At 54.2% G+C, this 26,417-nt stretch carries 25 protein-coding genes and 1 tRNA gene; 15 read left to right on the top strand and 11 right to left on the bottom strand.

What is annotated here, in order from left to right:
- Positions 1-44 precede the first annotated feature (44 nt).
- Together H1S06_RS06460 and H1S06_RS06455 are read left to right on the top strand one after the other, a co-directional pair.
- Entirely contained in the window at positions 45-290 is a 246-nt protein-coding gene (locus H1S06_RS06460) for a sulfurtransferase TusA family protein (RefSeq protein ID WP_220183776.1), read from the top strand.
- Between the two features lie 8 nt (positions 291-298).
- Positions 299-1,372: an AI-2E family transporter gene (locus tag H1S06_RS06455; protein WP_181738386.1), complete on the top strand. Its 1,074-nt coding sequence runs from the start codon at positions 299-301 to the stop codon at positions 1,370-1,372.
- A gap of 22 nt (positions 1,373-1,394) precedes the next feature.
- Here the strand turns inward: H1S06_RS06455 and H1S06_RS06450 are convergent, their stop codons facing one another.
- Positions 1,395-1,862 (bottom strand): peroxiredoxin, encoded by a 468-nt coding sequence (locus H1S06_RS06450; RefSeq protein WP_181738384.1) that lies wholly within the window; start codon positions 1,860-1,862, stop codon positions 1,395-1,397.
- Positions 1,863-2,035: 173 nt separating this feature from the next.
- Between H1S06_RS06450 and dapA the strand changes: the two genes are divergently transcribed.
- Together dapA and bamC are read left to right on the top strand one after the other, a co-directional pair.
- Positions 2,036-2,911: a 4-hydroxy-tetrahydrodipicolinate synthase gene (gene dapA / locus H1S06_RS06445; protein WP_181738382.1), complete on the top strand. Its 876-nt coding sequence runs from the start codon at positions 2,036-2,038 to the stop codon at positions 2,909-2,911.
- A gap of 11 nt (positions 2,912-2,922) precedes the next feature.
- Positions 2,923-4,329: an outer membrane protein assembly factor BamC gene (gene bamC, locus H1S06_RS06440; protein WP_181738380.1), complete on the top strand. Its 1,407-nt coding sequence runs from the start codon at positions 2,923-2,925 to the stop codon at positions 4,327-4,329.
- A 61-nt stretch (positions 4,330-4,390) separates the two neighbouring features.
- Here bamC and H1S06_RS06435 read toward each other — a convergent pair whose 3' ends face one another.
- Together H1S06_RS06435 and rlmD are read right to left on the bottom strand one after the other, a co-directional pair.
- Positions 4,391-5,011 (bottom strand): pseudouridine synthase, encoded by a 621-nt coding sequence (locus tag H1S06_RS06435; RefSeq protein ID WP_181738379.1) that lies wholly within the window; start codon positions 5,009-5,011, stop codon positions 4,391-4,393.
- The gene (rlmD, locus tag H1S06_RS06430; protein WP_181738377.1) at positions 5,004-6,353 is read right to left on the bottom strand and encodes a 23S rRNA (uracil(1939)-C(5))-methyltransferase RlmD; all 1,350 of its coding nucleotides are present in this window, start codon (positions 6,351-6,353) and stop codon (positions 5,004-5,006) included. Before rlmD ends, H1S06_RS06435 begins: the two co-directional genes overlap by 8 nt.
- Positions 6,354-6,441: 88 nt before the next feature.
- Between rlmD and H1S06_RS06425 the strand changes: the two genes are divergently transcribed.
- The 7 genes from H1S06_RS06425 (at position 6,442) to H1S06_RS06395 (ending at position 14,777) form a co-directional block, all read left to right on the top strand.
- Entirely contained in the window at positions 6,442-7,434 is a 993-nt protein-coding gene (locus tag H1S06_RS06425; RefSeq protein ID WP_181738374.1) for a glycosyl transferase family protein, read from the top strand.
- 83 nt (positions 7,435-7,517) lie between these two features.
- Complete coding sequence (gene nfuA, locus H1S06_RS06420) at positions 7,518-8,111, top strand: Fe-S biogenesis protein NfuA (protein ID WP_181738372.1); 594 nt, start codon at positions 7,518-7,520, stop codon at positions 8,109-8,111.
- 185 nt (positions 8,112-8,296) lie between these two features.
- Positions 8,297-10,723 carry an endopeptidase La gene (gene lon / locus H1S06_RS06415; RefSeq protein ID WP_181738369.1) on the top strand — a complete coding sequence of 809 codons (2,427 nt, stop codon included), beginning with the start codon at positions 8,297-8,299 and terminating at the stop codon, positions 10,721-10,723.
- Between the two features lie 73 nt (positions 10,724-10,796).
- A complete protein-coding gene (locus H1S06_RS06410; RefSeq protein WP_181738367.1) occupies positions 10,797-11,129 on the top strand; it encodes an HU family DNA-binding protein in 333 nt (110 codons plus the stop codon).
- A 26-nt stretch (positions 11,130-11,155) separates the two neighbouring features.
- Positions 11,156-11,232, top strand: a tRNA-Asp gene (locus H1S06_RS06405).
- A gap of 181 nt (positions 11,233-11,413) precedes the next feature.
- Positions 11,414-13,297, top strand: coding sequence for a SurA N-terminal domain-containing protein (locus H1S06_RS06400; protein WP_181738365.1), 1,884 nt, complete (start codon positions 11,414-11,416; stop codon positions 13,295-13,297).
- Positions 13,298-13,856: 559 nt separating this feature from the next.
- Entirely contained in the window at positions 13,857-14,777 is a 921-nt protein-coding gene (locus tag H1S06_RS06395; protein ID WP_181738363.1) for a hypothetical protein, read from the top strand.
- 186 nt (positions 14,778-14,963) lie between these two features.
- On the opposite strand, the gene H1S06_RS06390 is transcribed toward H1S06_RS06395, so the two are convergent.
- The 7 genes from H1S06_RS06390 to gloB form a co-directional block, all read right to left on the bottom strand.
- Complete coding sequence (locus H1S06_RS06390) at positions 14,964-16,559, bottom strand: ABC transporter ATP-binding protein (protein ID WP_181738361.1); 1,596 nt, start codon at positions 16,557-16,559, stop codon at positions 14,964-14,966.
- 1 nt (position 16,560) lies between these two features.
- Positions 16,561-17,583, bottom strand: a complete 1,023-nt coding sequence (locus H1S06_RS06385) for an ABC transporter permease (protein WP_181738359.1) — start codon at positions 17,581-17,583, stop codon at positions 16,561-16,563.
- A 3-nt stretch (positions 17,584-17,586) separates the two neighbouring features.
- On the bottom strand, positions 17,587-18,675 hold the full coding sequence (locus H1S06_RS06380) for a microcin C ABC transporter permease YejB (protein ID WP_181738568.1): 1,089 nt from the start codon (positions 18,673-18,675) through the stop codon (positions 17,587-17,589).
- Positions 18,675-20,477: an extracellular solute-binding protein gene (locus H1S06_RS06375; RefSeq protein ID WP_328515320.1), complete on the bottom strand. Its 1,803-nt coding sequence runs from the start codon at positions 20,475-20,477 to the stop codon at positions 18,675-18,677. The genes H1S06_RS06380 and H1S06_RS06375 overlap by 1 nt, the downstream gene beginning before the upstream one ends.
- A gap of 57 nt (positions 20,478-20,534) precedes the next feature.
- Positions 20,535-20,786: a hypothetical protein gene (locus H1S06_RS06370; RefSeq protein ID WP_181738357.1), complete on the bottom strand. Its 252-nt coding sequence runs from the start codon at positions 20,784-20,786 to the stop codon at positions 20,535-20,537.
- A gap of 3 nt (positions 20,787-20,789) precedes the next feature.
- Complete coding sequence (locus H1S06_RS06365) at positions 20,790-22,367, bottom strand: lytic transglycosylase (protein WP_181738355.1); 1,578 nt, start codon at positions 22,365-22,367, stop codon at positions 20,790-20,792.
- A 64-nt stretch (positions 22,368-22,431) separates the two neighbouring features.
- The gene (gene gloB / locus H1S06_RS06360) at positions 22,432-23,208 is read right to left on the bottom strand and encodes a hydroxyacylglutathione hydrolase (RefSeq protein WP_181738353.1); all 777 of its coding nucleotides are present in this window, start codon (positions 23,206-23,208) and stop codon (positions 22,432-22,434) included.
- 111 nt (positions 23,209-23,319) lie between these two features.
- Between gloB and H1S06_RS06355 the strand changes: the two genes are divergently transcribed.
- The 4 genes from H1S06_RS06355 to nudC are packed head-to-tail and all read left to right on the top strand — an operon-like array spanning position 23,320 to position 26,016.
- Positions 23,320-24,087, top strand: coding sequence for a class I SAM-dependent methyltransferase (locus tag H1S06_RS06355; protein ID WP_181738351.1), 768 nt, complete (start codon positions 23,320-23,322; stop codon positions 24,085-24,087).
- Positions 24,084-24,524, top strand: a complete 441-nt coding sequence (rnhA, locus tag H1S06_RS06350) for a ribonuclease HI (RefSeq protein WP_181738349.1) — start codon at positions 24,084-24,086, stop codon at positions 24,522-24,524. The genes H1S06_RS06355 and rnhA overlap by 4 nt, the downstream gene beginning before the upstream one ends.
- Positions 24,521-25,240: a DNA polymerase III subunit epsilon gene (gene dnaQ, locus H1S06_RS06345; RefSeq protein WP_181738347.1), complete on the top strand. Its 720-nt coding sequence runs from the start codon at positions 24,521-24,523 to the stop codon at positions 25,238-25,240. Before rnhA ends, dnaQ begins: the two co-directional genes overlap by 4 nt.
- A complete protein-coding gene (nudC, locus tag H1S06_RS06340; RefSeq protein WP_181738564.1) occupies positions 25,240-26,016 on the top strand; it encodes an NAD(+) diphosphatase in 777 nt (258 codons plus the stop codon). Before dnaQ ends, nudC begins: the two co-directional genes overlap by 1 nt.
- Here the strand turns inward: nudC and H1S06_RS06335 are convergent.
- Positions 26,006-26,329 carry an SCP2 sterol-binding domain-containing protein gene (locus tag H1S06_RS06335; RefSeq protein ID WP_181738345.1) on the bottom strand — a complete coding sequence of 108 codons (324 nt, stop codon included), beginning with the start codon at positions 26,327-26,329 and terminating at the stop codon, positions 26,006-26,008. The genes nudC and H1S06_RS06335 overlap by 11 nt on opposite strands.
- Positions 26,330-26,417 lie beyond the last annotated feature (88 nt).

Below are 26,417 nucleotides of genomic sequence, written 5' to 3'. Positions count from 1 at the left end.
CTACCATTCAAATATCTGGCCAGTGTATCGCAGGAGTCGTGCAGATGAGACCTCCAGAACATGATCAGGAGCTGGATGCCAGCGGACTTGCCTGTCCCATGCCATTACTCAAGGCCAAACTGGCGTTGCATCAGTTGTCGCCGGGGCAGGTGCTGAAAGTCATTGCAACGGATGCAGGCTCGGTACGGGACTTTCCTGCTTATACTAACGTGTCCGACCATGAGTTGTTGCATACGTTCAGTGATGATCAGCATTACATGTATTGGATTCGGCGCGGTAACAGCGCTTGAGGTGAGCTATGCGTAAAATTTTCAGTAAATGGATCGATCGTTACTTCTCGGATGAAGAGGCATTGCTCCTGTTTCTGCTGCTGGCCGGGGCCATGGTGGTTATCTGGATGCTGGGTCAGCCTCTGGCGCCGGTTATTGCCAGTGTGATTCTGGCATTTTTGATGCAGGGAGCCGTTGATTGGCTTCAGCGGCGTGGTGTCGGCCATCTTGTCTCCGTAATTGCAGTCTTCCTGGTTTTTGTCGGGTTTGTGGCGGCGCTGCTGTTGTTTGTCTTGCCAATCGTATGGCAGCAGTTGGTCAATCTGTTTGCTGAAGCGCCGCGTATGGTGACAGAGGTGCAGGCGCAGTTGCTGGTGTTGCCGCAGCGCTACCCGGATCTGGTATCCGAAACACAGGTCAAGGATCTGTTTGCGGCTGCCGCGACTGAATTGAGTCGGCTGGGTCAGTGGGTGTTGACGTTTTCGCTGAACTCGATCACTGGCATCGTCACCCTGCTGATTTATGTCGTGCTGGTGCCGATTCTGGTGTTCTTTTTTCTCAAGGATGGACGTAGTCTCGTGAGCGGATGGACCGCTTTTCTGCCGGAAAAACGTCAAATGATGACGCGGGTCTGGCATGAGATGGATGAGCAGATTGCCAACTATGTACGCGGCAAGGCCATCGAGATCCTGATCGTGGGGGCGGTCAGTTACGTGACCTTTATTTTTTTCGGGATTAACTATGCGGCTCTGCTGGCGATCATGGTTGGGTTGTCAGTCGTCATCCCCTATATTGGTGCCACCGTGGCAACGTTGCCGGTCATGTTGATTGCACTGTTTCAATGGGGTTGGAGCAGCGATTTCATGTATGTGATGATCGCCTATGGTGTTATTCAGGCCCTGGATGGCAACGTGCTGGTGCCGCTGCTGTTTTCCGAGGCGGTTAATTTGCACCCGGTGTCAATCATTGTTGCAGTGTTGGTATTTGGCAGTTTCTGGGGGTTCTGGGGTGTATTCTTCGCCATTCCGCTGGCGACGTTGGTGAAGGCCATTGTCAGTGCCTGGCCCAGGGCGGCGGAGGAGGGGGTGGCCACCTCCGACTGAGCGGGGGTGGCCTGGCATCGGTTCAGAGCGCCTTGACGGCTTCCAGAACCTCTGCTGCGTGACCTTTGACCTTCACCTTGCGCCACTCTTGGCGCAGGGTGCCCGACTTATCGATCAGGAAGGTGCTGCGCTCCAGTCCCATGTATTCGCGTCCGTACATTTTTTTCAGTTTGATAACATCAAACAGTTGGCACAGCGCTTCTTCCTTGTCACTGATCAGCTCGAAGGGGAAGGACTGCTTACTCTTGAAGTTTTCGTGACTACGCAAACCGTCCCGTGAAACGCCGAAGATTTCGGTATCCAGTGCCTGGAACTCATCGTACAGGTCACGGAAATCCTGCCCTTCGGTTGTGCAGCCCGGTGTGCTGTCCTTGGGGTAAAAATAGATGACGACATGTTTGCCTTTGAGAGCGCTCAGAGAGACTTCGGAGTCGCTGGTCGCAGGTGCCGTGAAGTCGGCAATCGGCTCGCCGATAGCGGGTGCAGTCATGTTGAAATGTCCTTGGTTCCTAAAAAGTGCTTTGCACCACTACGCGCAGTGCACATAATTCGTTTAGAATGCGGCTTTTACGATATCAAAAAAGTGCCTGCTGGTTGAGGCCGTGATCCGGTCTCGGTAGCATGATGCACATGTTGAGAGTTCTCAGACAGATGGAGACAAAGATGATTCGCGGCAGTATTGTAGCGCTCGTGACCCCGATGACAGACAATGGCGAGATTGATTGGGCTGCCCTGGATAAAGTTGTGGATCTCCATATCGAGAAGGGCACCGACTCAATTGTTGCCGTGGGCACAACAGGCGAGTCTCCCACGCTGGACTATGATGAGCACCTGGAAGTCATCAAGGCCATCATCAAGCGTGTTAATGGCCGTATTCCGGTCATTGCGGGTACTGGTGCCAACTCGACCCGGGAAGCTATCGACCTCACCGAACGTGCTGCCAAGGCCGGTGCCGACGCTTGTCTGCTGGTAACCCCGTACTATAACAAGCCGACCCAGGAAGGCCTGTACCAGCACTTCAAGGCGATTGCTGAAGCAGTTTCCATTCCACAAATTCTGTATAACGTACCGGGTCGTACATGTTGCGATATCCTGCCGGAAACTGTCTGCCGTTTGGCGCAGATCGATAATATCGTCGGTATCAAGGAAGCGACAGGCGATCTGGAGCGTGCGGCTGAACTGATCGCCAAGGTGCCAACGGATTTCGCCATCTATTCAGGCGATGATGCGACAGCCATTGAACTGATCCTGAAAGGCGGCCAGGGTAATATTTCTGTGACCGCCAATGTGGCCCCGGCTGAAATGGCCGAACTGTGCCGTCTGGGTCTGGCCGGAGAAACGGAAGCGGCGCGTGCCCTGCAGCAGAAGCTGATGCCGCTGCATACCAATCTGTTTGTTGAAGCCAATCCGATTCCGGTGAAGTGGGCGATGGCCGAAATGAACTTGATCGGTCAGGGTATTCGTTTGCCGCTGACGGTATTGTCCGAGCAGTATCAGACACTGGTACGCGACTCTCTGCACGAAGCTGGCATCATCTAACAGGACTAGGCATGACTACACTTCGGACCACCTATCTTCCGCTGGCGCTGGCGATCTCCGTTGCGCTGACGGGTTGCAGCATGGTCGACAAAAACCCGATTTATGGCGAAAGCGGCGTTATTCGTGACCGCAGTCAGGACTATGAGCTGGCCAGGAAGAGCGGACGTTTGCAGCTGCCCCCGCACCTGCGAGCCAAGGAAATGCAGGAGCAGCTTGTTGTGCCGCATGTCGGGGCGACAGCGACCCAGAGTGATGGGAGTTTCGAAGTGCCGCGGCCGGAGTTTTTCTACGCCGACTCAGGCACAGACAGCGTGAACTTTCGACGCATCGAGGGTGAAAAGGTCATTCTGGTTGATGAGCCTATCGCCGATGTCTGGTTGAAGGCACAGGATTTCTGGGCTTTCAACGACATCGATATCGTGCGTTTTGATCCTCGCCAGGGGGTAATGGAAACAGACTGGATCGTATTGGATGGTCGCGACTACAGTTTTGTTGACCTGTGGGTCAAGCGGCTGACATTGCAGGATGTTGAGGGGCCGACCCGCAACAAGCTGCGTATGACTCTGAGGCCGGATCCGGAAGATTATGGCCGTACGGCTGTTCGTCTCAAGCATGTTCAGTACCCGGAAGAGGCCGAAGTGGCTGGTATCGACTGGGACCGGCAGGCACAGGACGTGAGTTACAAGTCTGACATGATGTTTGAGCTGCTGCGCTACTTGAGCAAAGCAGGCTCGCCGCAAACTGCCAACACGCTGGTGGCTCTGCAGCAGAAAACCGCCGACCGCCCATTGTTGGGTCGTGATTCCCGCGGCAACCCGGTACTCAAGATCAGCACCTCCATCGATTCAGCCTGGGCTCAGGTGGATGCAGCGCTTGATGCTGCGGATGTCGATGTGGGTACACGTGATCAGGCTGCCGGCATTTTCTATTTGACTTACACGACGACGACACCCTTTGAAGAAACCGAGAAAATGGGCTTCTTCGAATGGCTGCACTCTGATCGTGGTGACATCAAGTTGGACACCAGCATGATCAGTGCCGCATTGGGGGGGGATGAAGCCGAGGAAGGCGGGGTACGCTACAGTGCGATTGGCGCTGTACCGTCCAATGAGCGTCAGGATGAAGAAGGTGAGTTGAGTACGGAGCTTTCTGACCCGGACAACCCTGCCAACCGGAAGGGCTATAAAATCTGGTTTGCCGGCAAGGTGGTGTATGTCTTCGGCAGTGAAGACAGTAACGGTGACTTTAATGCCGAAACCGGCTATTACGAGCATACTGGCCGTTATCAGTTGAAAATGAACCGTACGCGCTCGGGAGTATTCCTGAGTGTCATGAATGAAGACGGTCTGGAAGCACCTGCCATAGTGGCAGAGGAGATTCTGTGGACAGTCAAGGATCAGCTGCCTGAATCGTACTGATTCGATAAGCGGAAAACATTTACGGGAGCCTTGGCTCCCGTTTTCTATTGTGCACAGGCGATTAAAAGGGGCAGGGGGTCTCGAATTCCAGCCAGGTGCCGTTGTCGGGGTGTTTCAGCGCAAGGTGTTCGGCATGTAGCAACAGACGGCTGCTGGCGCTACGCTGAGGCTCGGGCGCATAAAACCGGTCTCCGATGATGGGATGGCCCATGGCCTGCATGTGAACGCGCAGTTGGTGCGAACGGCCCGTTATCGGGTACAGGAGAACGCGACTGCGATCTGCTTCCCGCTCCAGACATTCCCATTCCGTTAGTGCCGGCTTGCCCTGTACCGGGTCCACCATCTGCAGGGGACGGTTGTCCCAGTCGCAACGTAATGCCAGTTCGACCCGACCGCTCTCCTGCTCGGGAGAGCCGCTGATGATAGCCTGGTAGCGTTTGCGAGGAATCCTCTGTTGAAACTGTTGGCTCAGATTGCGATGGGATGTCGCATCAAGTGCCAGAATCAGGAGCCCTGAGGTGGCCTGGTCAAGGCGGTGAACAATACGGGCAGTCGGAAAGTGCTGCTGTACGCGACGCCAGAGGCAGTCTTGCTTGTCTTCGCCTCGACCGGGGACGCTGAGCAGTCCGGCCGGTTTGCTGACGACGACGATGTGTGTGTCGCTGAAGACGTACTCAGGCATGGCAGCGCTCAAGCAATAGCATGGATTCCACATGGGCGGTATGGGGGAACATGTCCATGATACCGAAGCGAGTTACTCGGTAACCGGCGGCTACCAGTAGTGGTATATCGGCGACCAGCGCCGACGGATTACAGGAGATGTAAAGCACCTTCGAGGCGCCGTAATCGGTAAGCTGCTGCACGGCTTCACGGGCACCGGTACGTGGCGGGTCCAGCAGAATAAGATCAAAGCCTTCCCGGAACCAGGCGGCGTGACGGAAGCTTTCGCTGAGGTCGGCGCGGTAGAAATGCGCATTTTCCACGCCGGCGGCGGTGGCGTTCAAGCGGGCACGTTCAACCATTTCGGCAGATCCTTCAATGCCGACAACCTGAGCAGCTTTCTGCGCCAGGGGCAGGGTGAAATTTCCCAGGCCACAAAACAGGTCCAAAACACGCTGGCCGGGTTGCGGATTCAACCAGGCCAACGCCTGATCGACCATGGCTTTGTTGATATCGGCATTGACCTGTATGAAATCAGTTGCATGAAAACTCAATGCGAGCCGCTGTGCGGGGAGTGAGTACTGCGCCAATCCCGCATCAAGGTGAATGTCACGATCATTCAGTCCGATAATCAGTTTGAGAGACAGCTGCTGACTGAGATGTTGAAGAGCGGTCAGCAAGGCCTCGCTGGGCTTGCGTGTACAGCGAAACCGGATGAAACCGTCCGCATCTCCACAGCTGAGATCCACGTGAGTCAGAGTACGAATATCACCCTGTCCGGACAGCGCTTCGCGTAGCTGGGAAAAGACGGGCTGCAAGCGTGGTATCAGGACAGGGCAGCTGTCGATGTTCAACAGTTTGTGGCTGCCGCGGCGGCGGAAGCCGATCAGAACTTCGCCATCACGACGCTGGTTGATACCGATGCGTGCTGAACGTCGATAGCCGGTGTCGGTACCGGTCAGTGGTGTTTCCACCTGCTCCGGCACCACGTCGGCAAAGCGTGTCAGCTGATCCAGCACCTGCTGCTGTTTGTGGATGCGCTGTTGCTCCACGGACAGATGCTGAAGATCACAGCCGCCACACTGAGAGTAATGAGGGCAGGGCGGTGTGGCTCGGTGGGGGCTCTCGGTTATCACCTTGATCAGTTCGGCGTCGTTATAGCGTTTGTGCTGAGCACTTATGCGTGCCTGCACCGTTTCGCCTGGCAAGGCGCCGGCGATAAAGGTGGTTTTACCATCCGCCTTGGCAATACCTCGCCCCTCATGGCTCAGGCGTTCTACCGTCAGGGTGAGCGGTTCTTGGGGTAAGGGGGGATTTTTACGTGCACGGCGTGGTGCACCAAACTGAATTCTTTGACGGCTCATGTCATACTTTCCGCAGGGTTAGCGGCCATTGTAGCAAAGCACTGCCTGACTCGTGAATCAATCGCTCCGTTTGACAAGAGGAATAGCGATGCATCAGGAACACTCTTTCGCACCCTTCGTACGCATTTTGGGTAAGGGTAAAAAGGGCAGTCGATCATTAACGGCCGAAGAGGCGGAAGCGGCGATGGGAATGATCCTGGATCAGCAGGTCATGCCGGAGCAGCTGGGGGCTTTTCTGATGCTGATACGGATGAAGGAGGAAGCACCTGAGGAGTTGATGGGATTCGCGCATGCCGTCAGATCCAGGCTGACTCCTCCGGCAGGCCTGAGGGTGGATCTGGATTGGTCCAGCTACGCCGGCAAAAAGCGGCGTCTGCCCTGGTTCCTGCTGTCTGCATTAACGCTGGCAGGGCAGGGCGTCAAAATTTTCATGCATGGTGCCAAGGGGCACACGCCGGGGCGTTTGTATACCGAGGACATGCTGCCATTGTTTGGGTTTGGAGCCGACGACAGCTGGCAGGATGTTGCCGAATCGCTGGAGCGGCGTAATATTGCTTACATGTCAATTGATCGGCTGGTCCCGCGTTTGGGGGAATTGATTGCACTACGGCCAGTGCTGGGGTTGAGGTCGCCGGTGCACACGCTATGCCGCCTGTTGAATCCGCTGGCAGCTGCCTGTTGTGTAGATGGGGTTTTTCACCCGCCCTATGCCCCTATGCATCAACGTACAGCTCAATTGTTGGGTACTCGGTACAGTCTGACTGTTCGCGGTGATGGTGGAGAGGCGGAGATGAAGCCGGACTCCGAGTCTGAGCTGCATTGGGTGTGCGACGGGGCGTTGTCGGAAGAGTTTTGGCCCAGGTTGTATCCGCAGCGCTTGCTGCGAGATGAGGTGCTTGATCCTGCCGATTTGCTGAAGGTGTGGCGTGGTGAAATCCGTCATGACTATGGCGAGGCAGCCGTAATCAGTACATTGGCCGGTGTGCTTCGACTGTTAGCCAAGGGGGAGGTGGAGTTGCCTCAGGTGTGGGTAGAGCGTGCCAGAGCGCTTTGGCAGGCGCGTGACAAAAGTGCATATTGATTAATAACCGATCAATTTACTCAGGTTTGTTTTGGGTGTATCCTGAACCCATCAGACAGACAGGATTTTCATAAGGTTTGGTTATGACAATTACGGTTACAAAATCAGCTGAGCGCTATTTGGCAGAGCTGCTTGAAAAACAGAATGTAGAAGGTATCGCCGTGCGCCTGTTCGTGACGCAGCCCGGCACGGCCTATGCGGAAACCTGTTTGGCGTACTGCCGTCCCGATGAAGTCAACTCGGACGATGAAGTCATGGACTTTGAGCTGCTGCGCTTTTATATGGAGCGTAACAGTCTGCCCTATCTGGAAGAAGCCTATATTGATTTTGCCGAAGACCGCATGGGTGGTCAGCTGACCATCAAGGCACCCAATGCAAAAGTGCCCAAGGTGTCACCGGACAGCCCGATGGATGAGCAGATCAATTATATTCTGTATTCGGACATCAATCCGGGCCTGGCCTCTCATGGCGGCGAGGTAAAACTGGTCGAACTGCTTGAAGAAGAAGCCGGCACCATTGCTGTATTGCGCTTTGGCGGTGGCTGCCAGGGGTGCAGCGCCGTGGATATGACCTTGAAAGATGGTGTTGAAAAGACCCTGATCGAGCGTGTTCCCGGTCTGGTCGGTGTCCGCGATGTCACGGATCACAGTGTTCGTGAAAACGCTTATTTCCAGTAACTGATTGTCCCGCAATGACTCGATGTGGGAGGTTTCGGCCTCCTGCATTCCCTCTCGGTACGTTTATCCAGTGAAAAAGTGTTTCAAGCAGTTGTAATTGCTGGAACCACCCCCATTGAAAGACTAATCTGATATTACCCAAGCCGCGTCATTTCGTATGGCGCCCTGTAGAGAGGCACTCCATCATGGATCAATATGAAGCAAAAGATGACGCCGTGACCGTCGAGCTTCCGGTTCTGCCGCTGCGCGATGTGGTGGTTTATCCCAATATGGTGATTCCGCTGTTTGTCGGCCGCGAAAAGTCCATCCATGCGCTGGAGTTGGCGATGGAAAGTGACAAGCAGATCTTGCTGGTTGCACAGAAAAGCGCATCCGAAGATGAGCCCGCTGCAGATGATCTTTTTGCTGTTGGTTGTGTGGCCAATGTCCTGCAGATGCTGAAGCTGCCCGATGGTACGGTCAAGGTACTGGTCGAAGGGGATTATCGCGCCCGGATCTTGTCACTGCGTGAAGAAGAGGCCTGCTTCTGCGCCGAAGTCCATGTGCTGCCGATTGAAACGGTTGGCGTGGCTGAGGCCGAAGTGTACAAAAAAACAGCACTGGATCAGTTTGAGCGTTTTGCTCAGGTAAATAAGAAGATCCCGTCCGAGGTGCTGGGGTCACTGCAGAATATCGATGAAATAGGGCGTTTGGCCGATACCATCGCTGCACATATGTCCCTTAAAGTGGATGAAAAGCAGAATATTCTGGAAATTCTGGGTGCGCGCCAGCGCCTGGAGCGCTTGATGTCGCTGATGGAGGCCGAAATTGACCTGGTCGAGGTTGAGAAGCGGATTCGTGGTCGCGTCAAAAAGCAGATGGAAAAAAGTCAGCGTGAGTACTATCTGAATGAGCAGATGAAAGCCATTCAGAAAGAGCTGGGCGATATGGATGAAACCGGCGCATCCGATATGGAAGAGCTGAAAAACCGTATCGAAGCGACCGGTATGCCTCAGGAAGCGCTGGACAAGACACTGGGCGAATACAACAAGCTCAAGATGATGTCGCCCATGAGTGCGGAAGCCACGGTTGTGCGCAGCTACATCGACTGGATGCTGCAGATTCCCTGGACCAAGCGTTCCCGTGTCCGGATGGATATGAAACATGCGGAAAAGATTCTCAACGAAGACCATTATGGTCTGGAAGAGGTCAAGGACCGTATCCTTGAATATCTGGCGGTGCAGAAAAGGGTCAAGAAGCTTAAAGGACCGATTCTGTGCCTGGTCGGCCCTCCAGGTGTCGGCAAGACTTCTCTGGGACGCTCGATTGCACGTGCGACCAACCGCAAATATGTTCGGATGGCGTTGGGCGGGGTGCGCGATGAAGCCGAAATTCGCGGTCACCGTCGTACCTATATCGGCTCCATGCCGGGTAAATTGATCCAGAAAATGTCGCGCATAGGTGTCAAGAATCCGCTGTTCCTGCTTGATGAAATTGACAAGATGGGTATGGATAACCGTGGAGACCCGGCATCGGCGCTGCTCGAAGTGCTGGACCCGGAACAGAACAGCAGCTTCAATGACCACTATCTTGAAGTGGACTATGACCTGTCTGATGTCATGTTTGTGTGCACCTCCAACTCCATGAACATTCCGGGTCCGCTGCTTGATCGCATGGAGATCATTCGTATCCCGGGTTACACTGAGGACGAAAAGCTTAATATTGCGCGCAAGTATTTGATTACCAAGCAGCTCAAGAATAACGGTATCAAGCCGGCGGAGTTGGAGATTACCGATGATGCCGTGGTTGATCTGGTACGCTACTACACTCGCGAAGCCGGGGTACGTGGTCTGGAGCGCGAGATTGCAAAAATAGCTCGCAAAGTTGTGCGCGAGTTGGCATTGAATGAAAAGAACGGTGTGGTGCGGGTAACGGCTGAAGAGCTGGAGCACTACAGTGGCGTGAAAAAGTTCAAGTTCGGCATGGCTGAAGAGCAGGATCAGGTAGGCCAAGTGACCGGATTGGCCTGGACCTCGGTGGGCGGGGATATTCTGACCATCGAATCAGCGGTTGTGCCGGGCAAGGGGCGCCAGATACACACCGGTTCCCTGGGCGATGTGATGAAAGAATCGATCCAGGCAGCCATGACGGTTGTACGGAACCGCGCCCGTTCGCTGGGCATCGTGCCCGATTTCCATGAGAAGCGTGATATTCATATTCACGTGCCTGAGGGTGCGACACCGAAGGATGGACCGAGTGCCGGTATCGGCATGTGCACAGCGGTTGTCTCGGCCCTGACCGGGATACCGGTACGCTCAGAAGTGGCGATGACGGGCGAAATCACCTTGCGTGGACAGGTACTGGCGATTGGTGGGTTGAAGGAAAAGCTGCTGGCGGCGCACCGTGGCGGCATCCGTACGGTGATTATTCCTGAGGAAAATACCCGCGATCTCAAGGAAATTCCCGACAATATCAAGGCTGATCTGGATATTCGTCCCGTGAAGTGGATTGATGAGGTATTGGAGATCGCGCTGGCACGTCAGCCGGAACCGCTGCCAGAGGCGGAGGAGGATAAGGCCTCCACTGAAACGAACAATACGCGCAACGGCTCAAGTCAGCTCAGCACGCATTAACGCAAAGCCCCAGCAGAAAAGGGCTGCAGCCAGTTGACACCGGTTTCTGGCAGTTGGTATAAAGTTGCAGACTATGCGCTGGGCAACGACAACGGATAGAACACGACAACGATTCTACAAGGGGAACATTGTGAATAAATCTGAACTGATTGACGCTATTGCGGCATCCGCTGACATTCCTAAAGCGGCTGCTGGCCGTGCACTGGATGCGACACTGGAAGCCGTCACCGAAGCGCTGCAGCGTGGCGAGTCTGTTGCTCTGGTTGGTTTCGGCACTTTTGCGACCAAAGAACGCGCCGCACGTACCGGTCGTAACCCGCAGACAGGTAACCCGATCGACATCGCAGCAGCGACCCTGCCGACTTTCAAGCCGGGTAAGGCGCTGAAAGACGCGGTCAACAAGTAAGCAGGACTTGACGTCCTGAATTCAGCGGAGCGGTAGTTCAGTTGGTTAGAATACCTGCCTGTCACGCAGGGGGTCGCGGGTTCGAGTCCCGTCCGTTCCGCCACTTTAGAGAGCTGTACACCCGAGCATCAGTGGACAGACTCTCCAGGATTCAACGGGCTTTTTATCCCGTCCGTTCCGCCAATTCCGATCATCTCCGATTCTATATCGGATATTTAAAGTGATCAGAAAAAGCGCATTCGGCCGAATGCGCTTTTTTTATACAATCAGAGTGTACGCCAACCATGCTTCAAACCATCCGGGAAAATTCACAGGGAATCATTGCCAAGGTGATCGTCGGTCTGATCATCGTCACCTTTGCTCTCTTTGGTGTTGAATCACTGATCGGCCTGGCCAACAGTGAAAAAGCACCGGCCGAAGTGAATGGAAAAGAGATCAGCAACATTGAACTGCAGCGTGAAACCGAGCTGCAGCGCCGGCAGATTCTGTCCCAGATGGGTGAAGACGCAGACCCGGCAGCTATTGACGAAGTCGGTTTGCGCCGCTCTGTACTCGACAACCTGATCAACCGGGAGATTCTGCTGCAGTCTGCTGAAGGTCAAGGGCTGTATGTGTCGGACCAGATCATTGATCAGCTTTTGGTGGCCGATCCCGGTTTTCAAGGAGCGGATGGTCGCTTTGATCGCAACCAGTTTGAAGCAACCCTGCGCAGTGTCGGTTTGACTCCGCTGATGTACCGTGACCAGTTGCGAAAGGCGCTGCTAATGGCGCAAGAACGTAACGCCTATTCCCTGTCGGCCTTTGCGACCCCGGTTCAGGCTGAGCGGTTGGCAAAACTGGCGGCACAGACCCGTGATGTGGATTGGGTCCGGTTCAGTCTTGAGGACGAGCTGGCACAGGTTGAAGTCGGGCAGGACCAGCTGCAGGCGCGTTACGATGAGAACCCGCAGCGTTTTATGACCACCGAACAGGTCGTATTGTCTTACATTGAATTGAATCAGGCTGACTTCGTGAACCCGGATGCTGTCAGCGAAAGCGATGTGCGCAGTGCCTATGAACAGGAACTGGCACGTTTCCAAGCAGCGGAAGAACGTCAGGCAGCGCATATCCTGTTTGAGTTTGGCGAAGGTTCCGAGGCTGATATACAGGCTCTTGCCGAATCCGTTCGGGAGCGTATTCAGGCGGGTGAACTAAGCTTTGCCGATGCGGCTGCCGAGTACTCCGCAGACGTGGGGTCGGCGGGTAATGGAGGCGAACTTGGATTTAATGGTCGTGGTATCTTTGCCGGTCCATTCGAAGATACGCTGTTTGCCATGCAGGCCGGCGAGCTGTCCGAGCCGGTACGCACTGAGTTTGGTTACCACTTGATTCAACTGACCGAGGTACGTGAGACAGCAGCGCCTACGTTTGAAGAGCGCCTGCCGGTCTTGAAGGCTGAGCTGGCAGCTGCCGAAGCCGAGGCAGGTTATGTGGAAGCTCTGGATCGTTTGGCTGATCTGAGTTTCTCGGCGGCTGATCTGCAGGTGCCGGCTGAAGAGCTGGAGCTGGAGATTAAGCAAACCGCACCTTTTGCTCAGACTGGCGGCGATACGGCATTGACCAGTAACCCCAAAGTGCTGCGTGCGGCATTCAGCAATGACCTGCTGAACGAACAGTTGAACAGTGCACCAATCGAGCTGAGCCGCGAGCATGCGGTTGTCATACGAGTACATGAGAAGATTCCCGCACGTCAGCAGAGCCTGGACGAGGTCAAGTCTATTCTGGTTGCTGAACTCAAGCAGGAGCAGGCTGTTGAAGGCTTGAAAGAGCGTGCCGAAGCATTGGTGGAAAACTTGTCTGCCGGTGAAGCCTTGACGGACCTGGACTCTAGCCTGGTTTGGAGCTCTGCAGAAGCCGTTACCCGCGATGCGGGCAGTATGCCGCTGGAACTCAATCGTGCGGCCTTCGAGCTGGCCCGACCGGAGGAGAACAAGAGCATTCTGGAAGCAGTAGAGCTGAATGGCGGCGATTATGCCGTATTGCGTGTACGTGCCGTGCATGATCCCGAGCAGGTTGATGAGCAGTTGACGCAGCAATTGCAAAAATCATTGGACATGCGTCAGGCGGAAACGGCTTTCCGTGCACGTGTTCAGGATTTGAATGCCGCAGCAGAAGTTGAGCGTAATTAAACACTGTATTTACCCTGGCCCAGTGCTCCATGTATCTGGGCTTCTTCATGAAAAATCCGGAGCCTGCTTATAGTGGGAGCCGGATTTTTTTTGTGCTGTTATTGTCTGTGTGAATCAAATGTTGCAGGCTCAGGTCAAACAGTTGTCCTGCAATCTATTGCTATGTGAAGAATACAGATGAGCTCGTGATAGAGCAGTTGAAATAATAAGGTTGGATGCGGCGATCATTTTATTTCGTAAGTTCAGCAAAGGCATAAAACTGATTATATCGGAATTTTTTCTTATTGTTTTATATCAGCTGTTTTTAATCTATTCCATTTTTAATATAAAGCACTATTATTATTTAAACTCTGCATTTTTATGATTTTTATTTCATTTTGTCCTGCTTATCAAGAGAAAATTAAGTATATGATTTCATGTCGGTTAAGGTGATTTTTTATGGGTTTGATTGATGATATTTTTATTATAACTTCCATTATCAATGGCTGTTGAAATCAATATGTGTTTTAATATTGGGCTGGCTGTAAGTTAATCATCTTATATATCGAAAAGGAGTTTTATGAAATCATTTTTAAAGTTTTTGATAATAGCTTTTATTATAAATATTTCTAATATGGCTTATGCTTCCCAGGCAATATCTATTGAAAAATCTGTAGCGTTTTCAGATTTGTCAAAAGGTTATGATATAACTATTACCGATATTCATACAGATTCGAAAGTTTATGATTTCAATACTGATAAGGTAGAGGTAGAAAATGACAGTGATATTCCTTTTTATCGTTATCTTCTGAAGATTGAAAAATCGGGTAAAAAATGGTCGAAACAAGTTATATTTTTCAAAGATGTCGATAATATCGTTGGCTTGGATGCGCTTTTGTTTGGTCAGTTTTTGAATACGACCGATATTGATCATCTTGATCAAGAGTATGCATATGGTTTTTACGTGAATCTGAAAAATATCCTCTCAGAAGACTATTTTCCTTTCAAGCAGGTGTTTGATAAGGGGCTTTCTGACTATCTGGATTATATGGAAATTTCAGGTGATTTTAAAGGCTATATACAACGAACTGAATCAGCCAGTGAAAGGTTGAATGCTGCTCTGAATGAAATAAAAATGCCGGAGCTTCCTTCCCATGAAGATATTATAAAACGGTTTATTAAGTCTATAAATGAAAAGAGCAATGACTGGCTGCTGGGACAGCAAATGCCGGGCTCTTCTGATAGAGAAAAAGGTATATACTCTAGAGGATTAGGCACACTTTACAAGTATTTTGATACTATTGGTAACCCAAGTGAATTCAAGGTGATTGAGACGCGCGAGAGTCCTGCGTATGTTAAAGATCCGCAGACGTATTATATTATAGAATTATTGGGTCATACAGGTAAACGTGAAAAAATAGAAATGGAATTTACCTTTGTCGATATCTATGGGTATCGATATGTTGGCGAATATGATATTACAGGTATCCATTTCCAATGAATGATTCAGGCTCGGGGGAAGTCTTAAAAGCTCGCCTGAGCCTTTTTATTTATAAATGAGTTTTTTATGCTCTTCTGAAAGTCTTTTGATGAGTGTCCTTTCGAAAATGGTATTATTCTTTGCAAAGAATCAGCGAGTTTTTCATCCTCTCAGCGTTTGAATGAGGATTGCAACCAGCTTCTCCTGTTAGTCGGCTTTCAAGGCGGCGGCGGCCAACAGTCGGCGGGTATAACTCCGTTGAGGTTTGGAGAACAGAGTTTCAGTTGCGCCGGACTCGACAACCTTACCCTGTTGTATGACCATGACACGATGGCTCATGGCGCGGACGACAGCCAGATCATGACTGATGAACAGATAGCTGAGGTTGTAACGTTGCTGTAGATCTCTCAGCAACTCAATAATCTGCTTTTGGACAGTCCGATCCAGAGCGGATGTAGGCTCATCGAGAATAATCAGTTCGGGTTTGAGTGCCAGCGCTCGAGCAATCGCGATTCTTTGTCGTTGCCCGCCAGAAAATTCATGAGGGTAGCGGTGCTGTACGGCAGGGTCCAGTCCGACATCCTGAAGGGCTTGAGAGACACGAGATATCTGTTCCTGGGCACATCTGCACCCCTGAATGGCCAGGCCTTCTGCGATGATTTCGAATAGGCTCATACGAGGGCTAAGGCTGCCGTAAGGGTCCTGAAACACTATTTGCATCTGTTTTCGGAGCGGAGTGATCCGTTTTTGCTTCCAGGATGATATCGGCAGCCCCTTGAATACAATATCGCCCTGGCTGCGAATAAGCCGCAGGATCGCCAGAGCCAAAGTGGTTTTGCCGGACCCGGATTCTCCTACAATACCCAGTGTTTCTCCGCTACGCAGATGCAGGTCTATGCCGGCGACAGTGGCCGGTGCGCTCTGTCTGCGCCTGAAAAGCCCTTGTGGTGATGAAAAATGGACTTTCAGTCCGTGGGTGCGCAGAAGTTCGCCTGCCCGGGTGTTGATGGGGTGTGGGCGTCCTTCCGGCTCGGCGGCAAGCAGCTGCCGGGTATACTCATGTTGCGGCGCTGCGAACAGCTCGGCACAGGGACGATTTTCCAGTAATTCACCCTTGTGCATGACACAGATACGGTCAGCTACGCGTCGAACGACATTGAGGTCGTGTGAAATGAGCAAGATGGCCATGTTGAGCTTGTGCTGTAGCGACTGCAGAAGATCCAGGATTTGCTGTTGAATCGTCACGTCCAGAGCCGTGGTTGGCTCGTCTGCAATCAATAACTCGGGTTCGTTGGCCAGTGCCATGGCGATCATGACACGCTGTCGCTGTCCTCCTGACAGTTGATGAGGATAATGCCCCAGGCGCTGTTCAGGTTTATCGATGCCCACCAGGTTTAACAGCTCAATTACTCGAGGACGGCAAGCTGCCAGGCTAAACCCCTTGTGTATACGAAGAGTTTCACTGATCTGCTTTTCAAGTGTATGCAGTGGGTTGAGAGAGGTCATCGGCTCTTGAAAAATTATGCCGACGCGGCTGCCTCTCAGTTGCTGCATGCGTGACTCACTGGCGCTGAGCAGGTTTTCACCGTGGTAGCTGATACTGCCATCGGGGTATTGAACCTGTGTTTCGGGCAGAAGACGCATCAGAGACAGAGCCGTAATCGACTTGCCCGAGCCGGACTCTCCGACCAGTGCCAGAGTCTTGCCGGCCTCAATATCAAAACTGACATTACTGACAGCGGGGGCTGTATCTGTGTTGAATTGGATCGAGAGCTGCCGGACTGAAATGAGAGTTGAGGCCATGTCAGACTTTCCTGGGGTCGAAGGCATCGCGAACCGCTTCGCCGATAAAAATCAGCAGGGTCAGCATGGTCGCCAGTGAGCAGAACGCAGTAATGCCCAACCAGGGCGCGTGCAGGTTGTCCTTGCCTTGAGCGACGAGCTCACCCAAGGATGGTGAGCCTGGCGGCAGGCCGAAGCCGAGAAAATCCAGAGCCGTTAAGGTAACAATGGCTCCGTTGAATACAAAGGGCATGAAGGTCAGGGTGGCAATCATCGCATTAGGCAGCACGTGGCGGTACATAATGCGTATGTCGCTCAGGCCGAGTGCTTTGGCTGCACGAACATATTCGAGGCTGCGTCCGCGCAGGAATTCGGCTCTGACGACATCGACCAGGTTCATCCAGGAAAACAGCAGCATGATGCCCAGAAGCCACCAGAAGTTGGGCTGTACCAGACTGGCCAGAATGATCAGCAGGAACAGAACCGGCAGTCCCGACCAGATCTCGATAAAGCGCTGGAATAACAGATCGATGCGGCCGCCATAGTATCCCTGAACGGCACCGGCGCAGACACCGATGACCGAACTGGCGAGGGTGAGGGTCAGGGCAAACAGAACGGAAATGCGAAATCCGTAAATAACACGGGCCAGTACATCCCGGCCCTGGTCGTCGGTGCCGAGCCAGTTGCTACTGCTGGGCGGAGAGGGTGCCGGCTGGTCAAGGTTGTAGTTGATAGTACCGTAGCTGAAACGAATAAGTGGCCAGAGCATCCAGCCACCGGCGGATTCAATCATCTCCTGAATATAGGGGTCGCGATAATCGACAGGCAGGGCAAAATCGCCTCCCAGATCGGCTTCAGTGTAGTCGTTGAATACGGGCCAGTAGAGCTGTTCCTGATGGCTGATGGCAATGGGACGATCGTTGGCAATAAACTCGGCCAGAAGGCTGAGGCCGAATAGCAACAGGAAGACCCACAGAGACCAGTAGCCGCGTCGATTGCGCTTGAAGATATGCAGGCGGCGCTGCTGAATAGGTGTCAGCTTCATGCCTCAAACCTCCCGGCTGGAAAAATCAATGCGAGGGTCCACCAGCATGTAGGTGATGTCGCTGATCAGTTTCATCAGCAGCCCAACCAGGGTAAAGATATATAAGGTGCCGAAAATGACGGGATAGTCACGGTTGATGACTGCTTCGTAGCCCAGTAATCCCAGCCCGTCCAGAGAGAAAATAACCTCAATCAGCATCGAACCGGTAAAGAATATACCGATCAGTGCCGCGGGCATGCCGGCAATGATCAGTAGCATGGCGTTGCGGAATACGTGGCGGTAGAGTACGGCATGCTGGCTGAGCCCCTTGGATCTTGCCGTCAGGACATACTGTTTGTTGATTTCGTCCAGAAAGGAATTTTTGGTCAGCATGGTCAGAGTGGCAAAGCTGGCAATGACGGATGCGAGGACAGGCAGGGTAATGTGCCAGAAATAGTCTCCGATCTGTTGCCACCAGGTCAGCTCGTGGAAGTTTTGCGAAGTGAGCCCACGCAGTGGGAACCATTCCAGATAGGTCCCGCCGGCAAAGAGGACGATCAACAGGATGGCGAACAGGAAATTGGGGATGGCATAGCCCAGTGCGATGGCACTGCTGGTCCAGACATCGAAGGGAGATCCATCTCGAACGGCCTTGCGGATCCCGAGGGGAACGGAGATCAGATACGTCAGCAGGGTGGTCCAGAGCCCCAGAGAAACTGAAACGGGCATTTTTTCCAGAATCAGATCGGTCACGCGCTTGTCACTGTAAAAGCTTTTGCCGAAGTCGAACTGCAGGTAGTTGATCATCATCTGGTAAAAGCGTTCAAGAGGAGGCTTGTCGAAGCCATACAGTTGCTCGATTTCGCTGACCAGAGCCGGGTCCAGACCCTGGGCTCCATGGTAGCCCGATGATGTGTTGCTGCCGGCCGAGATGTCGGATTGAGCCCCGCTGCCCATGCGGTTGCCTGCGCTACCGCCCAATCCTTGTAGCTGTGCCAATGTTTGTTCCACCGGCCCGCCGGGTGCAAACTGTACCAGCGCGAAATTCAACACCAGAATACCGAGCAGGGTCGGAATAATCAGCAGCAACCGGCGGACAATATAGGCGGTCATCAGGGCTTGGTCCACCAGGTATCCAGGCCCAGGCTATAGGTCGGGCTGTTCGCCGGGTGGGCAAATTTGTTCCAGTAGGCAATGCGCCAGGTACTGATGTGGTAGTGTGGAATGACAAAGTGATTCCACTGCAAAACCCGGTCCAGAGCACGGGTTCGCAGGATCAGCTGTTCCCGATCAGGTGCGGCAATCAGCTGATCGACCAGGAAGTCGATGGCCGGATCCCGTACGCCGATCAGGTTGCGGCTGCCCGGTTTCATGGCGGAATCCGAATGCCAGTAATCGCGTTGCTCGTTGCCGGGGGAGCTGGACTGGGCAAAGCGATACACGACCATGTCAAAATCAAACTGACGCAGGCGGTTGATGTACTGAGATACATCGACCATGCGTATGTCGGCGCTAATGCCCAGACGTTCCAGGTTGCGCACAAAGGGCGAGACGACGCGCTCGAACTCTTTTTGGATCAGCATGATTTCGAAGTGAAAAGGCTTGCCGTCAGCGTTGACCAGCTTGCCGCCTTTCAGCTCCCAGCCGGCCTCCTGCAGCAGCTTGAGGGCGGTACGCATCTGGGTGCGATTGCGTCCGCTGCCATCCGTACTGGGGGCTTTGTAGACATTGGTGAAAACTTCGGGCGGGACCTGGTCGCGTACCGGTTCCAGCAACTCGAGTTCTGCGGAGGTCGGCAGAGCGCTCGCCGCCATATCCGAGTTGGAAAAATAGCTGTTGCTGCGGGTATAAGCGTCGTAGAACAGGTTGTGGTTGGTCCATTCAAAGTCGAAGGCGTAGGTCAGGGCCTCACGTACACGAGGGTCGCTGAATTCGGGGCGACGGCTGTTCATGACGAATCCTTGCACCCCCTGGGGGTTGCGGTGTTCGATCTCTTCCTTCCGGATACGGCCGTCGTTGAACGGGGCTCCGGTATAGCCGGTCGCCCATATCTTGGACGCGTTTTCCTGGCGGAAATCATATTCGCCGGCCTTGAAGGCCTCCAGCGCAACCGTACTGTCCCGGTAGTAGTCATACTGGCGCTGGTCGAAGTTGAAGCGGCCACGGTTTACGGGCAGGTTCGTTCCCCAGTAGTCCTCGCGTCGCTCGTAAACAATGGTGCGTCCCGGATCAATTCGGCCAATACGGTAGGGGCCCGAACCAACGGGAACTTCCAGTGACGGGATCGAGAAGTCGCGCTCTTGCCAGTAATGGGCGGGTAAGATCGGCACCTCACCAACAATCAGTGGCAACTCCTGGTTCAGGCCGCCGCTGAAGGAAAAGCGAACGGTATGCCGGGACGGAGCGCTAATATCACGTATGTCGGCATAGTAGCTTTTGAAGAAGGGACTACCCTTTTCCATCAGAAGGTTGAACGTGAACACGACGTCTTGGGCGGTTACCGGCTGGCCATCGCTGAAGCGGGCCTCAGGGCGCAGATCGAACTCGATCCAGCTGCGGTCCTCGGCAACGCGCAACTGCTCGGCCAGTAATCCGTACAGCGAGAAGGGTTCGTCGAGTGCCCGGCTGAGCAGGGTGTCGTAGATCAGCCCACTGCCCTCGGCGACGGTACCCTTGATGATGAAGGGGTTCAGGCTGTCGAAAGTACCGATGGCGGATTCGCGCAGGCGCCCACCCTTGGGGGCTTGTGGGTTTACATAGTCGAAATGCTGGAAGTCTGCCGGGTACTTGAGTTCGCCGTGCATGGCAATGCCGTGCACGGACTCGGCAGTCAGGCCGGGCAGGGGGAATAGAGTAAGGATAAGGAAAGCACTAACCGCAAGGAGGCAGCGGTGGATATTGACTGAGTCGGACACAGTATTCTCCCAAGGTCATGCGTGATTCTTATAATGAATTCAATAGCCTGTGACAGTTTAATCCGCTTTGGGTTCGCTGTTGCGGGCATATTCTTGCAGGCGTTCATGCCGCTTTGGTCGTTTGATGCCCTGTTGTTTCAGTTGCTGATCCTGCTGGTGTAGCGCCGACATGCGTACCGGATCACCATCGGCCAGTTGCTTGATCAGATCCTGGTCCATCCAGCGCTGAATCTTGCGAAACAGCACCCATTTGAACACGATTGCCAGTACAACAGACACAATAATAATGAAAATACTCAGGGCGTCCATGGCCTAGCTCGCGTCTGCAATATTGACGTATAGCGTCAGGGGTTGGCCAGGCTGGAGCAAAGTATCGGCACTGATCTTGTTCCAGCTGAGAATGTCTGAGACGCTAACGCCAAACCGGCTGGCAATGCGATACAGTGAATCTCCCTTGCGGATACGGTAGCCGACTTTACGGGTCATGTCTCGTGTTGGCATGACCGGCAGGGTGGGGGTTGCTTGGTTGTTGCTGGCGTTCAGCACCAGCAGGCGCTGACCGGGCTTCAAAGTGTCGCCGGGAGCCATTTGGTTCCAGCGGGCCAATTCGCGTACGCCAATACCGTAGTGGCGCGCGATGCCCCAGAAGCTGTCGCCCGGGTTGACCTGATGATACTGCTTGCGGCTATTGCTTTGTTCGAGGTGCTGCATGCGGGCATGTTTGCGCTGGGTTTTGCTGAGTGCGTAGTCGGTTGCATCCAGAGCCGGTTTCGGGACGACCAGGTTTTGACCGGCACGAATCCGGTTGCCTTTCAGGTTGTTGCCCTGACGAAGAACGGCAACGGAGCTATTGAAGCGTTGGGCAATAGTGCTCAGTGTATCACCGGACTGGACCTGATACTGGTGCCAGCTGACGCGTTGCTGCGGCGGTAGTTGAGCCAGCTGGTTACGCAGTTGCTCGGCCTTTCCGACGGGGATCAGCAGTTGGTGCGGCCCTTCCGGGTCGGTTGCCCAGCGGTTGAAGCCAGGGTTGAGCTGATACAGGGCCTTGAGCTCCATCTCGGCCATGCTGGCAACCTGTGCCAGATCGATCTGACCGCCGGTTTCTACAACCTCGAAATGTGGCGTATTGTCGATGGGGGTGAGGGTCATGCCGAGGGTGTCGGCATCACGGACCAGCTTGGCGACTGCCAGCAATTTGGGCACATAGGCCTGAGTCTCGCGGGGCAGGTCGAGGGACCAGTAATCGGTAGGCTCGCCCTTTTCGCGGTTGCGGCGCATGGCGCGGCTGACAGTGCCGCCGCCGGAATTATAGGCTGCCAGCGCCAATAGCCAGTCGCCGTCGAAGCGCTTGTTCAGCTGCTGCAAATATGTCAGCGCGGCCTCGGTTGATGCCAGAATGTCGCGTCGCCCGTCATACCACCAGCTGGATTTGAGTCCAAAATGGCGAGCGGTGCCTGGGATAAACTGCCAGGGGCCGGCGGCGCGGCCATGTGAATAGGCGAAGGGGTCGTAGGAGCTTTCGACGACTGGCAATAATGCGATTTCGGCCGGCATGTCCCGTTTCAGCACTTCATTGAGAATGTAGTGATAATAGGGCTGGGCACGCTCGGTTACCCGCTGCAAGGAGGAAGGGTGACGGTGGTACCAGTTTATTTGTGTCTGGATGCGAGGGTGCTCAAGGTCCAGGGGCAGTTGCATGTGCTGGCGGGTCAGGGTCCAGAGGTCAGCATCGGTTGCGGGCTTTTCGCTGTCGGCCCGAGTGATGCTTTCGGTCTGAGGCAGAGGCTTGGCGGGCGCGGCAGATTCTGGTTTGACGGAACGGGTTTGACAGCCGGCCAGTAACATTCCCAATGTCACAGCCATCACTGCGGCGGGCACAAGTCGCATTGAATTTCAGTCCTGAAATAACCTTAAAGAACGTGATTCTATGGACCCCGAGCGGGAGGGTCAATCAGAACCGGTTTTTCCACTCGCGCAACGCAGCCAGAACTTCGACCTCTGAAGGCAATGGATTACCGCAGAATTGTTCGGCGGCCAGAATCACATCGGCGTTGCCTGTACGCATGAACGGGTTGATATTTTTTTCTTGTCCGATGGTTGATGGCAAGGTAGGCCGGTGTGCCTGTCGCAATGCCTGACAGTGTTGCTCGACCTGTCGGATGGCAGTGTTTGCGGGCTCAACCTGCGCGGCAAAGATCAGGTTGGCAAGCGAGTATTCGTGGGTACAGAACACTTCGGTCTTATCGTCGAGCGATGCAAAGTAGGTCATGGCATCCAGCATCTGCCGGGCGGTACCTTCGAACAGGCGGCCGCAACCGGCCAGGAACAGAGTGTCGCCGCAGAACAGCTGGGGCGTTGCTCCAGGCTGCAGATAGCTGATGTGATCCCGTGTGTGGGCGGGCACTTCATGTATCAGCAGGGTTTCGCCCAGCAGTTCGAGGGTGTCACCGTTTTGCAAGGGATGAGTGATGCCGTCAAAAGGCGAATTGGCCGGGCCGTACACCTTAAGCTCTTGTTGTTCCCGCAAGGCCGCAACGCCGCCGGTGTGATCATGGTGATGATGGGTGATCAGGATCGCTGTCAGCGTTTTTTGCTCCTGTGCCAGCCATTGCAGAACCGGTGCTGCATCACCTGGGTCTACGACGACGGCGGCATCCGGTTCGGCAGAGGAGGTCAGAGCCCAGATATAGTTATCGTTAAAAGCAGGAATGGGGGTGACGGTAAACATGGCGTTTTCCTGTAAAGGGCTGCAATGAGCAGGACAATTCTTGATTCAGGGCCTGTTGAGGGTACTGTATACTGAAGTGAATTTACACTCAGGACCGCATGGTGGCTTTGCATGAAATTTACGGAGCAACTGCCATATTCCCGGCTGGTGCCTTTGCTTCACCACTGGTTCGACAGCCCGTTGGGCCAGGAGTTGCTGCAACAGGAACAGGCGTTTGCCGAAGAAGTGCTGCCGCGCTTGTTTGGCTATCATCTGCTGCAGGCCGGATGGGATCACCGTCAGCCGCTTTTCTCGGCCAGTCCGGTTTCGCGAAAATACATGCTGATTCCGCAGATGGAGCTGGGCGTGGATACGCGTACCCTGATTGCTCGGCCATCCGAACTGCCGGTTGTCACCAACGAAATGGATGTGGTGATTCTGCACCACATACTGGATTATGCGGATAATCCTCATCAGGTATTACGCGAGGCTGCACGGGTGTTGCGGCCCGGAGGGCACTTGCTGAGCTTCAGCTTCAACCCATCCAGCTATTGGGGATTGTGGCGACTGTTCGGGCGGCGTGTGCCACCGGTGCAGGGCGGGCATTTCATCAGTCAGGGGCGCTTGCATGACTGGCTTGGATTGTTGGAAATGACCGAGTTGGAAACACGCAGTGCCTGCTATCATCTGCCGATTGTCAGTGAACGCTGGCGGCGGCGCCTGCGTCCGTTTGAGGCTTGCAGTCGGCGTCTGCCGCTTAACAGCGGTGCAGTGTTGATGGTGTTGGCGCGCAAGGATGTCGCTGGCATGACGCTTTTGCGGCCTGAGAAAAAACAGCAACGTTTAATGGGCATTCCGGTTGCTGAACCGAAGCCCAGCGCCAGGGGAAAAACGATTTGAAAGCAGTAGAAATATTTACCGATGGTGCCTGCAAGGGGAATCCGGGACCCGGTGGCTGGGGAGCGCTGCTGCGTTATGGCGAGCAGGAGAAAGAATTGTACGGCGGCGAGCCGGAAACAACCAATAATCGCATGGAGCTGCAAGCGGCGATTTCCGCGCTGGCCAGTTTGAAGCGTTCCTGCAGGGTGATCCTGACGACCGACTCTCAGTACTTGCGTCAGGGCATCATGAGCTGGATGGCGGGCTGGAAGCGGAACGGCTGGAAAACGGCGGCCAAACAGCCTGTGAAAAACCAGGACTTGTGGCAAGCACTGGATGTGCAGGTTGCACGTCATGATATCGACTGGCGCTGGGTCAAGGGACACAGCGGTCATCCGGAGAACGAGCGGGCTGACCAGTTAGCCAACCGGGGCGTAGAGGAGTACGGTAAGTCATGAGCGCGCGCCAGATTATTCTTGATACGGAAACCACCGGCATCGACCCGGAAGCCGGGCACAATATTATCGAGATCGGCTGCGTTGAAATGGTGCGCCGGAAGCTGACCGGCAACACTTGGCACCAGTATCTCAAACCGGATCGTGAGGTCGAGGCCGAAGCGATCGAAGTACACGGGATTACCAATGAGTTTCTGCTCGACAAGCCGCGCTTCGTGGAGTTGGGGCGTGAGTTCATTGACTTTGTGCGGGGCGCCGAGCTGATTATCCATAACGCTGCATTCGATATCGGCTTTCTGGATACGGAGCTGGCACGCAACGGTTTCAGTGAACGGATGGCGCAGATTTGTACCGTCACCGATACTCTGGCGCTGGCACGCAAAAAGTATCCGGGACAGCGCAACAGTCTGGATGCTTTGTGTCGTCGTTACGGAATCGATAACTCGCACCGAGAGTTGCACGGCGCCTTGCTGGACTCCGAAATTCTGGCAGATGTTTACCTGGCACTGACCGGTGGACAGACAGCGCTGCAATTGGGACAGTCGGGCCAGGATGGTGACGGGGGAGATGAGCCCGTGCGTCGTGTTGATACGGCAGGGATGGGGTTGCGGGTGCAGCGTGCGTCGGCCGATGAATTGGCTCAGCATGATGCGTTTCTTGATCTTCTGGACAAAAAAAGTGATGGAGCCGTTTGGCGTCAACTGAAGGAGCCGATGTGATGGAGCAGCCTGTGCATGCAGGACGTTTTTACTTCTGTCATGGCGGACAGTTGCTGTGGCAGGGGGAGCAACTTGAATTCGCACGCTCCGAAATCACGGTGCCGATGGCCGCAATCGAATGCAGTCTGAAGGTGGATGACGGCTACGGTTTACATGTGCTGCGCCGATGTCCGGAGGGCATGAGTGCTGATGTCAGTCTGCGCCGTGCCTTGGCGCAGGCGGCCGACGAAAATGAATATGCCCGCCTGGCACGGGCGGCCCAATTGGCGACCTGGTTCGATCAGCATCGCTTTTGCGGTCGCTGTGGCGCGACTCTGGAAGCGCACAAGCAGGATCTGGCACGGGTTTGTTCTGCGTGCGAACTGGTGCAATACCCCCGTGTGTCTCCGTGTATCATTGTGTTGGTACGACGCGGCAATCAGTGCCTGCTGGCTCGGTCAGGACGTTTTCCGCCAGGACGTTTCAGTACGCTGGCCGGTTTTATCGAAGCGGGAGAGCGGGCCGAGGCGGCTGTCAGGCGGGAAATTCGCGAAGAAGTGGGAATCGAGGTCAAAAACCTGGAGTTTTTCGCCAGTCAGTCCTGGCCATTTCCGCATCAGCTGATGCTGGGCTTCTTTGCTGATTATGCCGGCGGAGATTTGATTCCGGATGGGTATGAAATACAGGAAGCTGGCTGGTTTGATCAGGATAACCTGCCGGACCTGCCGCCTCCGTTCAGTATTTCGCGCCAGTTGATAGACCGTTTTTTTGCGACTCGGGCGGGCGTCAGCGGCTGAATAGCTTGCCCAGGCGCGTTGCCAGCATGACATTGCCTTCGGCGCGCAACTGACCTTTCAGATAAGCGCTCATTCCATCCTGCTCCCCCATGATGATTCTGATCAGGGTTGCCTCATCCAGGCGCAATACCAGGTCGGGGTCTTCGTGTTGTCCGAACTGGCTCTGGCAGCAGTTTTCGTGGATGCTGATGAAGAATGGGTCGGCATCCGACAGCTGAAACTGGAAGGTGGCGTTCAGCTCTTTGGCCTGGTCGGGATTAAATTTTTCCGGCAATTTGGTGACGATGCGTTCGAGGGTCAGGGGTGAAGTCATAACGGCTGTTGTCCTGAAGTGCATATGGGCATGATCTGTATCAGGTTTATGGTACAGTAGCCCAGACTCTGAAGCGAATATCCAGTGC

Source organism: Marinobacterium marinum, assembly GCF_013868415.1.
Taxonomy (GTDB): domain Bacteria; phylum Pseudomonadota; class Gammaproteobacteria; order Pseudomonadales; family Balneatricaceae; genus Marinobacterium; species Marinobacterium marinum.
Note: the sequence above shows the minus strand (reverse complement) of the source record. Positions and strands in the feature narration are given on the sequence as shown.

Bases quoted from the DNA above. Each gene is read 5' to 3' on its own strand.
- nfuA (WP_181738372.1), top strand. From the start codon at position 7,518: ATGACAATTACGGTTACAAAATCAGCTGAGCGCTATTTGGCAGAGCTG.
- H1S06_RS06460 (WP_220183776.1), top strand. From the start codon at position 45: ATGAGACCTCCAGAACATGATCAGGAGCTGGATGCCAGCGGACTTGCC.
- H1S06_RS06455 (WP_181738386.1), top strand. From the start codon at position 299: ATGCGTAAAATTTTCAGTAAATGGATCGATCGTTACTTCTCGGATGAA.
- H1S06_RS06395 (WP_181738363.1), top strand. From the start codon at position 13,857: ATGAAATCATTTTTAAAGTTTTTGATAATAGCTTTTATTATAAATATT.
- dnaQ (WP_181738347.1), top strand. From the start codon at position 24,521: ATGAGCGCGCGCCAGATTATTCTTGATACGGAAACCACCGGCATCGAC.
- H1S06_RS06365 (WP_181738355.1), bottom strand. From the start codon at position 22,367: ATGCGACTTGTGCCCGCCGCAGTGATGGCTGTGACATTGGGAATGTTA.
- H1S06_RS06410 (WP_181738367.1), top strand. From the start codon at position 10,797: ATGCGCTGGGCAACGACAACGGATAGAACACGACAACGATTCTACAAG.
- H1S06_RS06435 (WP_181738379.1), bottom strand. From the start codon at position 5,011: ATGCCTGAGTACGTCTTCAGCGACACACACATCGTCGTCGTCAGCAAA.
- H1S06_RS06390 (WP_181738361.1), bottom strand. From the start codon at position 16,559: ATGGCCTCAACTCTCATTTCAGTCCGGCAGCTCTCGATCCAATTCAAC.
- lon (WP_181738369.1), top strand. From the start codon at position 8,297: ATGGATCAATATGAAGCAAAAGATGACGCCGTGACCGTCGAGCTTCCG.
- dapA (WP_181738382.1), top strand. From the start codon at position 2,036: ATGATTCGCGGCAGTATTGTAGCGCTCGTGACCCCGATGACAGACAAT.
- H1S06_RS06380 (WP_181738568.1), bottom strand. From the start codon at position 18,675: ATGACCGCCTATATTGTCCGCCGGTTGCTGCTGATTATTCCGACCCTG.
- bamC (WP_181738380.1), top strand. From the start codon at position 2,923: ATGACTACACTTCGGACCACCTATCTTCCGCTGGCGCTGGCGATCTCC.
- H1S06_RS06370 (WP_181738357.1), bottom strand. From the start codon at position 20,786: ATGGACGCCCTGAGTATTTTCATTATTATTGTGTCTGTTGTACTGGCA.
- H1S06_RS06385 (WP_181738359.1), bottom strand. From the start codon at position 17,583: ATGAAGCTGACACCTATTCAGCAGCGCCGCCTGCATATCTTCAAGCGC.
- rlmD (WP_181738377.1), bottom strand. From the start codon at position 6,353: ATGAGCCGTCAAAGAATTCAGTTTGGTGCACCACGCCGTGCACGTAAA.
- H1S06_RS06400 (WP_181738365.1), top strand. From the start codon at position 11,414: ATGCTTCAAACCATCCGGGAAAATTCACAGGGAATCATTGCCAAGGTG.
- H1S06_RS06335 (WP_181738345.1), bottom strand. From the start codon at position 26,329: ATGACTTCACCCCTGACCCTCGAACGCATCGTCACCAAATTGCCGGAA.
- gloB (WP_181738353.1), bottom strand. From the start codon at position 23,208: ATGTTTACCGTCACCCCCATTCCTGCTTTTAACGATAACTATATCTGG.
- nudC (WP_181738564.1), top strand. From the start codon at position 25,240: ATGGAGCAGCCTGTGCATGCAGGACGTTTTTACTTCTGTCATGGCGGA.
- H1S06_RS06450 (WP_181738384.1), bottom strand. From the start codon at position 1,862: ATGACTGCACCCGCTATCGGCGAGCCGATTGCCGACTTCACGGCACCT.
- H1S06_RS06355 (WP_181738351.1), top strand. From the start codon at position 23,320: ATGAAATTTACGGAGCAACTGCCATATTCCCGGCTGGTGCCTTTGCTT.
- H1S06_RS06425 (WP_181738374.1), top strand. From the start codon at position 6,442: ATGCATCAGGAACACTCTTTCGCACCCTTCGTACGCATTTTGGGTAAG.